Raw genomic sequence first — 13,504 nt, 5'->3', positions numbered from 1 at the left:
GGGGTCAGGCGGGGCGGATGTTGTGGTTGAAGCGGAAGACGTTGTCCGGGTCGTACTGCCGTTTCACGGCTCCCAGCCTGCGCAGATTGTCCTCGCCCAGCCCCGCCGCGACGCGCTCCGACCCTTCGTCGCCGGTGAAGTTGAGGTACACCGCGCCGGTGCTCCACGGCCGGACGTCGGCCCGTACGTCCTTCACCCACCGCCGGCACCGCTCGTCGTCCGCGGGGTCCTCCCAGATGCCGAACGGGTGGACCGCCCAGGGCGCGTCCCGGTAGGGGACGGGGAACTCCGCCGGGCCGTCCGCGACGGCCCCGCCCAGCGGGAACAGGATGTGCTGGGTGCCCGTCGGGACCGGCATGGAGTGCGCCCGGGCGCAGAACACCTCGACGAGCTCGTCCGGCAGGCCCGTCAGGTACTCGGCGGACCAGTGGTTCCGCATCCCCGGCGGGTCGTCGATCATGCACTGGAGGTCCGCGTACGGGATGGCGGAGACCACCTCCGCCTCGTGGGGGAGCGCCAGCAGCCCGGCGGCCAGCTCGCGCATCCGCGCCTCCGGCCCGGCGTACGTCAGCAGGACGCCGCACATCAGGGTGCCGACCAGGTGCGGCGGCACGAACGGCTCGGGCGGCGCGGTCAGGTAGATGGCGCCCCCGCTCGCCTCCACCGGGCCGCCCTCGACGAGGTCCCGGAACAGCCGGACTGCCTCCGGCCCGCGCTCCGGCGCGTACAGGAGCAGCGCCATCGACATGTCGGGCAGGTCGTGCAGGCGCAGGGTCAGCGACGTCGCGACGCCGAAGTTCCCGCCGCCGCCGTGCAGGGCCCAGAACAGCTCGGGGTGGTCCTCCGGGGTCGCCGTGACGCTCTCGCCGTCGGCGGTGACGAGGTCCACGCCGAGGAGGTTGTCGACGGCCAGGCCGCACTTGCGGTCCAGCCAGCCGGAGCCGCCGCCGAGGACGAAGCCGCCGACGCCGGTGGTGGAGGCGCGGCCGCCGGTGGTCGCGAGCGCGTGGGGCTGGCAGGCCCGGTCCAGGTGGCTCATGGTGGCGCCGCCCGCGACGCGGACCGCCCGGGCCGCCGGATGGACCGTCACCTCGGTCATCCTGCGCAGGTCGATGACGAGGGCGCCGTCGCCGCTCGCGTTGCCGGCCACGCTGTGTCCGCCGCCGCGCACCGCGACCGGCAGGTCCAGTTCGCGGGCGAACCGCACGGCGGTGACCACGTCGGGCTCGCCCTCGCACTGCGCGATGACGGCCGGACGGCGGTCGATCATGGCGTTGAAGACGGCCCGGGCCCCGTCGTACCCGGGATCCCCCGGGGCGAACACCTCGCCGGCCAGGTCCTCGCGGAGCGCGGTCAGCGCCGCGCCCGCCTTCGAGAGGGGAGCCATGGCTGCCCCCTTCCAACGGGGGAGGGCAAAGGACCCCTCCAGCCTAGGCGGCCCGGGGGACGGGGGCGCGGCGGGAACACCGCGCCCGTCCTGCGACCCGCGGAGTCCGGACGGCCGGGCGGCGCCGGACCCGCGTACGGGCCCGGCGCCGCGGCCGCCCTAGCCCCCGTACGCCCCGCTCGCGGTCAGCCGCAGCGCCGTGTCGATCAGCGGGACGTGGCTGAAGGCCTGCGGGAAGTTCCCGACCTGCCGCTGGAGCCGCGGGTCCCACTCCTCCGCCAGCAGCCCCAGGTCGTTGCGGAGCGCGAGCAGCCGCTCGAACAGCCGCCGCGCCTCGTCCACCCGCCCGATCATCGCGAGGTCGTCGGCCATCCAGAACGAGCAGGCGAGGAACGCGCCCTCGTCGCCCTCCAGGCCATCGACGCCGGCCTCGCCGCCCGACGTCGGGTAGCGCAGGATGAACCCGTCGGGCGTGGACAGCTCGCGCTGGATCGCCTCGATGGTCCCGATGACCCGCTTGTCGTCCGGCGGCAGGAAGCCCATCTGCGGGATGAGCAGCAGGGAGGCGTCGAGCTCCTTCGACCCGTACGACTGGGTGAAGGTGTTGCGCTCCTTGTCGTAGCCCTTCTCGCACACGTCCTGGTGGATCTCGTCGCGCAGCTCGCGCCAGCGCTCCAGGGGGCCGTCCGCGTCCCCGCTCTCGATCAGCTTGATCGTGCGGTCCACGGCCACCCAGGCCATCACCTTCGAGTGCACGAAGTGGCGGCGCGGGCCGCGCACCTCCCAGATGCCCTCGTCGGGCTGGTCCCAGTGGGTCTCCAGGTAGCGGATCAGCTTGAGCTGGAGCAGCGAGGCGTAGTCGCTGCGCGCCAGCCCGGTCATGTGGCCCAGGTGCAGCGCCTCGGTGACCTCGCCGTACACGTCGAGCTGGAGCTGACCGGCGGCGCCGTTGCCGACCCGGACCGGGGTGGAGCCCTCGTACCCCGGGAGCCAGTCCAGCTCGGTCTCGCCGAGCTCGCGCTCGCCCGCGATCCCGTACATGATCTGGAGGTTCTCCGGGTCCCCGGCCACCGCGCGCAGCAGCCACTCGCGCCAGGCGCGGGCCTCCTCGCGGTAGCCGGTGCGCAGCAGCGAGGACAGGGTGATGGCCGCGTCCCGGAGCCAGGTGTAGCGGTAGTCCCAGTTGCGGACCCCGCCGATCTCCTCCGGGAGGGAGGTGGTCGGCGCGGCGACGATGCCGCCCGTGGGGCCGTACGTGAGGGCCTTGAGGGTGATCAGCGAGCGGACCACCGCCTCGCGGTAGGGCCCGTGGTACGTGCACTGCTCGACCCACTCGCGCCAGAACTCGGCCGTGGCCTCCAGGGCCTCACCGGCGTCGGGGGTTTCCGGCGCCCCCTTGTGCGAGGGCTGCCAGCTGATCGCGAAGGCCACCCGGTCGCCGGGCCCGACGGTGAAGTCGGAGTACGTCGTCAGGTCCTTGCCGTAGGTCTGCGCGTCGGTGTCCAGCCACACCGAGTCGGGCCCGGCGACGGCCACCGTGCGGCCGTCGACCTTGTGGACCCAGGGCACCACGCGTCCGTAGCTGAAGCGCATGCGCAGGGCGGAGCGCATCGGCACGCGGCCGCTGACGCCCTCCACGATGCGGATCAGCTGCGGGGCGTGGTCCTCGCGGGGCGGCATGAAATCGATCACACGCACCGTTCCGCGCGGGGTGTCCCACTCCGACTCCAGCACCAGCGAGTCGCCGCGGTAGCGGCGCCGGGTGGCGCGGGGTGCGTCCACGCCGGCCGGGAAGGCCGGACCGATCCGCCAGAAGCCGTGATCCTCCGTGCCGAGAATGCTCGCGAACACGGCGTGGGAGTCGAACCGGGGCAGACACAACCAGTCCACCGCCCCGTCCCGACAGACCAACGCCGCGGTCTGCATGTCCCCGATCAGTGCGTAATCCTCGATGCGCCCGGACACGTGCATCTCCAGTCGAACGGCCACGTCCGCCCCGAAGGGCGCTTGCATTGCGCGCGGTGTGCGCGGTCTCCCATGGGTGGGGAACACCGCGTTGAGCCAATGATTCCGCATATCGGCTCGGGTCGGCCGTCTGACGGCTGCCCGGCGGCGATGTTCGCAATATCCGAGCAGGATATGACGGCACCCTAGTGATCCACCTAAGCCTGCGAAGAATGTGATGCAGCCAAACGGGTGAGCAGGTGGAACTTCCCCGCACGACCCCCGCACGCCGGGTCGCGGGGCGTCGCCGGAGGCGGACCCGTCCGGGCGCTGATAGGCTGGTACCCCGTGGACCGGTGGTCTGCCTGTGCGAATCAGGAGCCCCGAAACCGCAGCTTCGGCGCCCCCTGAGACCCTTCCGGATCGACGGAGGCCGGCGCCGGACGCACCTCACCTCGCGACCACGGGAGCCCCCTCTTGGCGATGCCGCCCAACTCCATGACGACCAAGCACATCTTCGTCACCGGGGGTGTCGCTTCCTCCCTCGGCAAGGGCCTGACGGCCTCCAGCCTGGGTGCGCTGCTGAAGGCGCGCGGTCTCCGGGTCACGATGCAGAAGCTCGACCCGTACCTGAACGTCGACCCCGGCACGATGAACCCGTTCCAGCACGGTGAGGTGTTCGTCACCAACGACGGCGCCGAGACCGACCTGGACATCGGCCACTACGAGCGCTTCCTCGACGTCGACCTCGACGGCTCGGCCAACGTCACCACCGGCCAGGTCTACTCGACGGTCATCGCCAAGGAGCGGCGCGGCGAGTACCTCGGCGACACCGTGCAGGTCATCCCGCACATCACCAACGAGATCAAGCACCGCATCCGCCGCATGGCGACCGCGGACGTCGACGTGGTCATCACCGAGGTCGGCGGCACCGTCGGCGACATCGAGTCGCTGCCGTTCCTGGAGACCGTCCGCCAGGTCCGCCACGAGGTCGGCCGCGACAACGTCTTCGTCGTGCACATCTCGCTGCTGCCCTACATCGGCCCCTCCGGCGAGCTGAAGACCAAGCCGACCCAGCACTCGGTCGCGGCCCTGCGCAACATCGGCATCCAGCCCGACGCCATCGTGCTGCGCGCCGACCGCGAGGTCCCCACCTCCATCAAGCGCAAGATCTCCCTGATGTGCGACGTCGACGAGGCCGCCGTCGTCGCCGCGATCGACGCCAAGTCGATCTACGACATCCCCAAGGTCCTGCACACCGAGGGCCTGGACGCCTACGTCGTCCGCAAGCTCGACCTGCCCTTCCGCGACGTCAACTGGACCGTGTGGGAAGACCTGCTGGACCGGGTCCACAACCCCGACCACGAGGTCAAGGTCGCGCTCGTCGGCAAGTACATCGACCTGCCCGACGCCTACCTGTCGGTGACCGAGGCGCTGCGCGCCGGCGGCTTCGCCAACAAGGCCCGGGTCCAGATCAAGTGGGTCGCCTCCGACGACTGCAAGACCCCGGCGGGCGCCGCCGAGGTGCTCGGCGACGTGGACGCGATCTGCGTGCCCGGCGGCTTCGGCGACCGCGGCGTGAACGGCAAGGTCGGGGCGATCACCTACGCCCGCGAGAACCGGATCCCGCTGCTGGGCCTGTGCCTCGGCCTCCAGTGCGTGGTCATCGAGGCCGCACGCAACCTGGCCGGCATCGAGGACGCGAACTCCACCGAGTTCGACGCCTCCACCCCGCACCCGGTCATCTCGACCATGGAGGAGCAGCTGGCCTTCGTCGAGGGCGCGGGCGACCTGGGCGGCACCATGCGCCTGGGCATGTACACGGCCAAGCTCGCCGAGGGCTCCGTGGTGCGCGAGGCCTACGGCGACGAGGCGTACGTGGACGAGCGCCACCGCCACCGCTACGAGGTCAACAACGCCTACCGCGGCGAGCTGGAGAAGAAGGCCGGCCTCGTCTTCTCCGGCACCTCCCCGGACAACAAGCTCGTCGAGTACGTCGAGTACCCGCGCGAGGTCCACCCCTACCTCGTGGCCACCCAGGCCCACCCGGAGCTCCGCTCCCGCCCCACGCGCCCGCACCCGCTCTTCGCGGGGCTCGTCAAGGCGGCCGTGGAGCGGCAGCAGTCCGCGAAGTGACGGCCTGACCGCATAACGTAGACAGCCGGGGCACGGGATCGTGCCCCGGCTGTCGCGTTTCTCGGGAAGGTACGGCCATGGCCATGGGCAACGACATCGAGGACACACCGGAGTCGTGGGAGGTCGTCGCCTCGCGCACCCCGTTCCAGGGAGCGAAGACGGCGGTCCGCTCCGACCAGGTCCGCATGCCCGACCGGATGGTGGTGCGCCGCGACTACCAGGCGCACCCCGGCTCGGTGTGCGTCCTGGCCCTCGACGAGGACCAGCGGGTGCTGGTCCTGAAGCAGTTCCGCCACCCCGTGCGGCACCGCCTGTGGGAGCTGCCGGCCGGGCTGCTGGACGTGCCGGGGGAGAACCCGCTGCACGCGGCGCAGCGCGAGCTCTACGAGGAGGCCCACGTCAAGGCGGAGCAGTGGCACGTGCTCGCCGACTTCTTCTCCTCGCCGGGCGGTTCGGACGAGGCCGTACGGATCTTCCTGGCACGGGGCCTCGCGGAGGCCGAGGGGGAGCGGTTCGAGGTCTCCGACGAGGAGGCCGACATGGAGGTCGCGCGGGTGCTGCTCGCGGACCTGGTGGCCGGCGTACTGGCCGGGCGGCTCGGCAACCCGGGCCTGGTCACGGGCGTGCTGGCCGTGACCGCCGCCCTGGCGGGCGACGGCCTGGACGCGCTGCGCCCGGCCCTCGCCCCCTGGCCGGCCCGCCCGTACGAGGCGTAGGGCGGACGCCGCCCTTCCCGCGGCCGGCGGGCCCGTGTGCCGCCGGCCGGGTGCCCGGCGGGCCCCGGAGGGCCTTCGGGCGGGCTCACGGGCCCGGTACGGCCCAGTGGTGTGACGATCCGCTGATCCGATTGGGGGATTTGTCCGCCGCGCTCCACCCTTGTCGTCGCTCTGCGTGAACTACGCTCGCAATCCGAAGCAGCGAGAGGAGCGGATCCGTGACGGATTTCGTCGGGCGGCGGCGTGAGCTCAAGGAGCTGCGCGAGGACATCGCACGGACCGGGCTCGACACCCTCTCCGGCCGGAAGGCCAAGGCTCCCCGGGCGCGGGTGCTGCTCGTCGCGGGGCGGCCCGGCTCCGGGCGGACGGCCCTCGCCGAGGCCTTCGTGCGCGAGATCGCCGAGCAGTACCCCGACGGGGTCCTGCGCACCCGGCTGACCTCGCCCGGAGGCGAGACCGTGCCCACCGAGCGCGCCGTCAGGGACCTCCTGGAGGGACTGGGGCACGTCGCCCCGGCCGGAGCCGGCGAGGACGACCTGAGCTCCGCCCTGCGGACCGCGCTCACCGGTCGCCGGGCGATCGTCCTGGTCGACGACGCGGTCGACCCCGGCCAGGTCGACGCCCTGCTGCCGGACACCCCGGAGTGCCTGGTCGTGGTCACCGCCGAAGGCCCCCTCACGGGCATCCCCGACGTGCGGCCCTGCACCCTCGGCGGGCTCGACACCCCCTCCGCCGTGACCATGCTCGCCCACCGCATCGGCGACATCCGGGTCACCGTCGACCCCCGCGCGGCCGAGGCCCTCGCCGAGGAGTGCGGTGGCCAGCCCGCCGCGCTGCGCCTCGTCGGCGGCTGGCTCGCCGCCCACCCCAAGGCCTCCGTCGTCGACGTGGCCAAGCAACTGCACGACATGCCGCCCAGCACCGGCGGCCCGCTCGCCCGCGGCTTCCGGCTCGTCTACGAATCCCTGCCGCAGCCGGCCCAGCGGACCCTGCGGCTGCTGCCGCTCGCCCCCGCCGGGGTCGTCGACTCGCACACCGCCTCCGCCCTCGCCGGGTGCTCGGTGGCCGCCGCCCAGTCCACCCTGGACGACTTCGCCGGACTGGGCCTCCTGCACTCCTCCCGCGACGGGCTGTTCCTGGTGCCCGGCTGCCTCGCCCCGCTGCTCCAGGCCCTGCTGGAGGCCAAGGAGCGCCCCGCCGAGGTCCAGCTGGCCCGGGCCCGGATGCTGGAGCGCACCGTACGGCTGCTGCACTCCTGCCGCGCCATGGCCGAGACGGACGAGGACGGGCCGGTCGGCGGCCCGGAGAAGCTGGACGGCCTGCCGCGCGCCCTGCGCTTCCCCGACCGGCGGGCCGCCGCGACCTGGCTCGACACCCGGCTGCCCGCCCTGTCGGCGGCCGCCACGGTGGCCGTGGCCGACGGCGGGCTCGACACCCTGGCCCGCCGGCTGGTCGCCGGGCTCGTACGGGCCCTCGCGGACCACCGGGGCACCGCGGAGGCCGCCCCCGAGCTGTACGGACTGCACCGGCTGGTCCTGGACGTCGCCGAGCGCCGCGACCTGCACCGCGAACAGGCCGCCGCCCTGCTGAACCTGGCCGACCTGGACGCCGAGACCGGGCGGACCCAGGAGGCCCTGGAGCGCTACCGGGCCGCACTGGCCGCCGGAAAGGCGGCGAACGACCCGTACGCGACCGGCCGCGCGATGGAATCCGTAGGCGGTGCGTATCAGGAGCTCACGGACTGGCACCGGGCCGCCGACTGGTTCGGCCGGGCCCTGTCCCAGGCCCTCGCCCGCGGGGAGCGCGCGGACGAGGCGCGGCTCTACGGGCGACTCGGAAACGTCCACACCTACGCGGGCCGCTACGGGGACGCGCTGCGCAGCTGGCGGGCCGCCGCCGCGGGCTACCGGAAGCTGGCCGATGTCCCCGGTCAGGCAAAGGCGTTGAGCGAGATGGCGCGGGTCCAGGAGTACGCGGGACGGCCCGAGGAATCGCTGCACACCTGCCGGGAGGCGGTGGAGCTGGCGCGCCGGGCCGGGGACCAGCGGCTCCAGGCCGCGCTCCAGGTCCGGCTGGCCGACACGCTGGACCGGCTCGGCGACCCCGCGGCCGCCAGGCTGCACCGGTCCGCAGCCGACAGATTGCTGGGAGATGACCCCGCAGCCTGCGAAATCCGTAGTGCTTCCGACTAAGATTATTCGTTTGCAAGGCTAGACAGCGACTCATCCTTCATTAGACTGGCTCCACCACGTCATCCTGTGGTGCATCCCGTTGCGCGTTCTTGTGGGCGGGTATGTATGGAAGTGACCCGAAAAATCCCCTGAGCCAAGGACCGTGATCGACGATGAAGGTCGGCATCCCCCGCGAGGTCAAGAACAACGAGTTCCGGGTCGCCATCACGCCCGCCGGCGTGCATGAGCTGGTCCGGGGCGGCCACCAGGTCTTCGTCGAGCAGAACGCCGGTGTGGGTTCCTCGATCACGGACGCCGAGTACGTCGCGGCCGGCGCCGAGATCCTCGGCACCGCCGACGAGGTCTGGGCCACCGCCGACCTGCTGCTGAAGGTCAAGGAGCCCATCGCCGAGGAGTACCACCGCCTCCGCAAGGACCAGACCCTCTTCACGTACCTGCACCTCGCCGCCTCCCGCGAGTGCACGGACGCCCTCCTGGAGTCCGGCACCACCGCCATCGCGTACGAGACGGTCGAGCTCGCCAACCGCGCGCTCCCGCTGCTCGCCCCGATGTCCGAGGTCGCGGGCCGTCTGGCCCCCCAGGTCGGCGCCTACCACCTGATGCGCTCGGCCGGCGGCCGCGGCGTCCTCCCCGGCGGCGTCCCCGGCACCTCGGCCGGCGAGGCCGTGGTCATCGGCGGCGGCGTCTCCGGCTGGAACGCGGCGCAGATCGCCATCGGCATGGGCTTCCACGTGACCCTGCTGGACCGCGACATCAACAAGCTCCGCGAGGCCGACAAGATCTTCGGCACGAAGATCCAGACGATCGTCTCCAACGCCTACGAGCTCGAGAAGGCCGTCCTCGCGGCCGACCTCGTCATCGGCGCGGTGCTGATTCCGGGTGCGAAGGCCCCGAAGCTGGTCACCAACGAGCTGGTCTCCCGGATGAAGCCCGGAAGTGTCCTTGTCGACATCGCGATCGACCAGGGCGGCTGCTTCGAGGACTCCCGTCCGACCACGCACGCCGAGCCGACCTTCCAGGTCCACAACTCGGTCTTCTACTGCGTCGCCAACATGCCGGGCGCGGTTCCGAACACCTCCACCTACGCGCTGACGAACGCCACGCTGCCCTACATCGTGCAGCTCGCGAACCTCGGCTGGGTCGAGGCGCTCCGCCGTGACCCGGCGCTCGGCCTGGGCCTCAACACCCATGACGGCCAGGTCGTTTACGGTCCGGTCGCCGACGCGCACGGCCTCCCGACCCTGGAGCTGAACACGCTGCTCGGCTGACGCGTCAACGACTGACGTCAATCTCACGTATCCGGCCGGACCTTGCTCGCGAGGTCCGGCCGGAGGCGTTCGCGGGGTACCCGGCGACCCCGCTCAACTCGCCTCGAACGTAACCCTTTAACCCTTTCGCACACCCGCGAAACTTCGCGGCGACAGCTCGGACGCCCTTGACAGAGAGGTGTTCGGTTGCCGACACATCGTGCCGGGTCCGACGGATTGTGTTGCCGCTGGGCGGTGACACGCCATAGAGTCGCCAACCGTCGGCATGGTGCAACGCTGACCTATCGATAAGTGTCCTGGTCACGTCCGAGGAGGTAAGACGACTTGTGAATGAGTCGACATTTGCTCCTGGGGGTGGTCGCGCAGGGACGCCGGAGCGGGGCCCAGGCCCCGCCGGGCTCGAGGCTGTCGGCTCCGTCGCAGTCCGCACCTTCGCAAACCACCAGCACATGCAGACGCCCCGAAAGAGCATGGACGGCCTAGACGTGAACTCCAGGGCCGGCGACCCGAGCGGCGACAAGCCCGTGGGTTTCGCCGACTACGAAAACGTGCCCGAAGGGCACTTCTACGACCCCGACGCGGAGTACGAACCGGACCCCGAGTACGCGGCCACCCTCGCCCCCGACGCTGCCCGCCAGCGCCGTGAGCGGATCGGCCCGACCGGACGCCCGCTCCCGTACTTCCCCATCCCGGGTCCGCTGACCGACCACGGTCCGGCGAAGATCATCGCGATGTGCAACCAGAAGGGCGGCGTGGGCAAGACCACGTCGACCATCAACCTGGGTGCCGCTCTCGCCGAGTACGGGCGCCGTGTGCTGCTCGTCGACTTCGACCCGCAGGGCGCGCTGTCCGTGGGCCTCGGCGTGAACCCGATGGAACTCGACCTGACGGTCTACAACCTGCTCATGGAGCGGGGGATGTCGGCCGACGAGGTGCTGCTGAAGACGGCGGTCCCCAACATGGACCTGCTGCCGAGCAACATCGACCTGTCGGCCGCCGAGGTGCAGCTCGTCAGCGAGGTCGCGCGCGAGTCGACCCTGCAGCGGGCCCTGAAGCCCCTGATGGCCGACTACGACTACATCGTGATCGACTGTCAGCCCTCGCTCGGCCTGCTGACCGTGAACGCCCTGACGGCGGCTCACAAGGTCATCGTCCCGCTGGAGTGCGAGTTCTTCGCGCTGCGCGGCGTGGCGCTGCTGACCGAGACCATCGAGAAGGTGCAGGAGCGGCTCAACCCCGAGCTGGAGCTCGACGGCATCCTCGCGACGATGTACGACTCCCGCACGGTGCACAGCCGCGAGGTCCTGGCGCGCGTCGTCGAGGCCTTCGACGACCACGTCTACCACACGGTCATCGGCCGCACGGTGCGCTTCCCGGAGACCACGGTCGCCGGTGAGCCGATCACCACGTACGCCTCCAACTCCGTCGGCGCCGCCGCCTACCGCCAGCTCGCCAGGGAGGTGCTCGCCCGGTGTCACGCCGAGTGAGTCTGCCCGGAGCCGACGAACTGTTCCGCACGACCGGGGGGATGGCCCTCCAGTCGTCCTCGCCGCGGCGGGGGGCCGAGGAGGCGCCCGGAACGGAGCACGCGGCGGCTTCGGCGGAGGGCACGGCGGGGGAGGGGCGCAGCCGGGAGGCCGCGGCCGGAACCGACCCCGTGGTGGGGGCACCGAGGCGGCCGCAGGAAGGTTCTGTCAGCTCCGCGAACGGACCGGCCCAGCCGGGCGGCCGCGGCAAGGGGCAGGGCCGGGGCGCCAACCGGCGCCCCAGCGGGCGCGAGCGGCACGACGAGAAGATCACGGTCTACGTCTCGGCCGAAGAGCTCATGGACCTGGAACACGCGCGGCTGGTGCTGCGCGGCGAGCACGGTCTCGCGGTCGACCGGGGCCGTATCGTCCGTGAGGCGGTGGCCGTCGTCCTCGCGGATCTCGAGTCCCGCGGGGACGCGAGCATCCTGGTACGGCGGCTGCGCGGGCGCTGACCCGTTCCTCCGGGCGCGCCCCACCCGCATCCCGCCCCTCCGCACCAGCCAGGACCGCGATGCACCTCCCCGCCGAACCCGGCCCGCCGCCGACCCGCCGCCCTCTGGGGCGCGGTCCCGGAGCGGGGCCGCCCGCGGGGGACCCGGCGGCCGGGGCCGTACGGGAGCCGGGCTCCCCGGCGGAAGAGCCCGACGCCGAAGCCGTACGGGAACCCGCCGCCGAGCCGCCGCGAGCCGTACGGGAACCCGCCGCGGAGCCGGCGGGCGGGCCCGGCGGGGCTCCGGAAGCCCCCGAGGGGCCCGCTGAGGGCCGCGGACCGGCTCCGGGCGGGCCGGGAGCCCCGGCGGCCGCGGAGGCCGCAGAAGTCGCCCCAGCGCCTCCTGAGGGCCGTACGGGATCCGCCGACGGGCCCGCGGCGCCGGGCGACGGCAGGTTCACCCTGCGGCTGGCCAACTTCGAGGGCCCCTTCGACCTGCTGCTCCAGCTGATCTCCCGGCACAAGCTGGACGTCACCGAGGTCGCGCTGTCCCGGGTCACCGACGAGTTCATGACGCACATCCGGGCCATGGGCCCCGACTGGGACCTCGACCAGACCACCGAGTTCCTCGTGGTCGCCGCCACCCTGCTCGACCTGAAGGCCGCCCGGCTGCTGCCGGCCGCCGAGGTCGAGGACGAGGGCGACCTCGCCCTGCTGGAGGCCCGCGACCTGCTGTTCGCGCGCCTGCTCCAGTACCGGGCGTACAAGCGGATCGCGGAGATCTTCGAGGCGCGGGCGGAGGCCGAGGGCCGCCGCTACCCGCGCACCGTGGGCCTGGAGCCGCACCACGCGGAACTGCTGCCCGAGGTGGTCATCGGCATCGGCGCGGAGGGCTTCGCCCGCATCGCCGCCCGCGCCATGCAGCCCAGGGCGGAGCCCCAGGTGTACGTGGACCACATCCACGCGCCGCTGGTCAGCGTGCGCGAGCAGGCCGGGCTCGTGGTGCGGATGCTGAAGGCGCGCGGCGAGGCCACCTTCCGGGAGCTCACCGAGGACGCCGGGGACACCCTGACGGTCGTCGCGCGGTTCCTGGCCCTCCTGGAGCTCTACCGGGAGAAGGCCGTGGTCCTGGACCAGGAGGAGGCCCTGGACACCCTGACGGTGCGCTGGAGCGGCGGGGACGGCGACGGCATGCCGACGGTGACCGACGAGTTCGACCGGATCGTGGAGGCGAAGGATTGAGCAGCAGCGACGCGGGGCCGCAGGTCCCGGAGGGCGGACCGGACGAGGTGACGGCCCTGGAGCTGAAGCCCGCCCTGGAGGCAGTCCTGATGGTGGTGGACGAGCCGGCCACGGAGGCGCACCTCGCCGAGGTGCTGGAGCGCACCCCGAGGGAGGTCGCGCTCGCCCTGCGCGAGCTCGCCGACGAGTACACGGCGGCCCGCCGCGGCTTCGAGCTCCGGCTCGTCGCCGGGGGGTGGCGCTTCTACACCCGGGCGCGGTACGCGGCGGCCGTGGAGGCCTTCGTCCTGGACGGCCAGCAGGTCCGGCTCACCCAGGCGGCCCTGGAGACCCTGGCGGTCGTCGCGTACCGGCAGCCGGTCAGCCGGTCGAGGGTCTCCGCGGTCCGCGGAGTCAACTGCGACGGGGTCATGCGGACCCTCCTCCAGCGGGGTCTGGTGGCCGAGGCGGGGACGGAACCCGAAACAGGTGCGATCCTGTACAGGACGACGAACCACTTTTTGGAGCGGATGGGCCTGCGTGGCCTGGACGAGCTCCCGGAACTCGCGCCCTTCCTCCCCGAGGCGGACGCGATCGAAGCCGAGACGCAAGAAGGTGTGCCGTCGTTCGATCTGGAGGCACCGTACGCCCCAGAAATGTGAAGACGACGACAAGACGACG

At 72.4% G+C, this 13,504-nt stretch carries 10 protein-coding genes; 8 read left to right on the top strand and 2 right to left on the bottom strand.

Annotated features, from left to right (window positions below; translation table 11 throughout):
• Positions 1 to 4: 4 nt before the first annotated feature.
• Positions 5 to 1,387 carry an FAD-binding protein gene (locus ACZ6S8_RS36700; protein WP_469462366.1) on the bottom strand — a complete coding sequence of 461 codons (1,383 nt, stop codon included), beginning with the start codon at positions 1,385 to 1,387 and terminating at the stop codon, positions 5 to 7.
• 159 nt (positions 1,388 to 1,546) lie between these two features.
• A complete protein-coding gene (locus ACZ6S8_RS36695; RefSeq protein WP_469462387.1) occupies positions 1,547 to 3,358 on the bottom strand; it encodes a glycoside hydrolase family 15 protein in 1,812 nt (603 codons plus the stop codon).
• 456 nt (positions 3,359 to 3,814) lie between these two features.
• Between ACZ6S8_RS36695 and ACZ6S8_RS36690 the strand changes: the two genes are divergently transcribed.
• From ACZ6S8_RS36690 to scpB, 8 genes are all read left to right on the top strand, one after another.
• Positions 3,815 to 5,467, top strand: a complete 1,653-nt coding sequence (locus tag ACZ6S8_RS36690) for a CTP synthase (RefSeq protein WP_469462386.1) — start codon at positions 3,815 to 3,817, stop codon at positions 5,465 to 5,467.
• Positions 5,468 to 5,544: 77 nt separating this feature from the next.
• Complete coding sequence (locus ACZ6S8_RS36685) at positions 5,545 to 6,183, top strand: NUDIX domain-containing protein (RefSeq protein ID WP_469462364.1); 639 nt, start codon at positions 5,545 to 5,547, stop codon at positions 6,181 to 6,183.
• 218 nt (positions 6,184 to 6,401) lie between these two features.
• Positions 6,402 to 8,375, top strand: coding sequence for a tetratricopeptide repeat protein (locus ACZ6S8_RS36680; RefSeq protein ID WP_469462363.1), 1,974 nt, complete (start codon positions 6,402 to 6,404; stop codon positions 8,373 to 8,375).
• Positions 8,376 to 8,527: 152 nt separating this feature from the next.
• Positions 8,528 to 9,643 (top strand): alanine dehydrogenase, encoded by a 1,116-nt coding sequence (gene ald / locus ACZ6S8_RS36675; protein WP_469462361.1) that lies wholly within the window; start codon positions 8,528 to 8,530, stop codon positions 9,641 to 9,643.
• 326 nt (positions 9,644 to 9,969) lie between these two features.
• Positions 9,970 to 11,130: a ParA family protein gene (locus ACZ6S8_RS36670; protein ID WP_386532841.1), complete on the top strand. Its 1,161-nt coding sequence runs from the start codon at positions 9,970 to 9,972 to the stop codon at positions 11,128 to 11,130.
• Positions 11,115 to 11,624 (top strand): hypothetical protein, encoded by a 510-nt coding sequence (locus ACZ6S8_RS36665; protein WP_383927197.1) that lies wholly within the window; start codon positions 11,115 to 11,117, stop codon positions 11,622 to 11,624. The genes ACZ6S8_RS36670 and ACZ6S8_RS36665 overlap by 16 nt, the downstream gene beginning before the upstream one ends.
• A 59-nt stretch (positions 11,625 to 11,683) precedes the next feature.
• Positions 11,684 to 12,844: a segregation and condensation protein A gene (locus ACZ6S8_RS36660; RefSeq protein WP_469462360.1), complete on the top strand. Its 1,161-nt coding sequence runs from the start codon at positions 11,684 to 11,686 to the stop codon at positions 12,842 to 12,844.
• A complete protein-coding gene (gene scpB / locus ACZ6S8_RS36655; protein WP_469462359.1) occupies positions 12,841 to 13,485 on the top strand; it encodes an SMC-Scp complex subunit ScpB in 645 nt (214 codons plus the stop codon). Before ACZ6S8_RS36660 ends, scpB begins: the two co-directional genes overlap by 4 nt.
• Positions 13,486 to 13,504: the final 19 nt, after the last annotated feature.

The organism is Streptomyces sp. NPDC048461, assembly GCF_055587105.1.
Note: the sequence above shows the minus strand (reverse complement) of the source record. Positions and strands in the feature narration are given on the sequence as shown.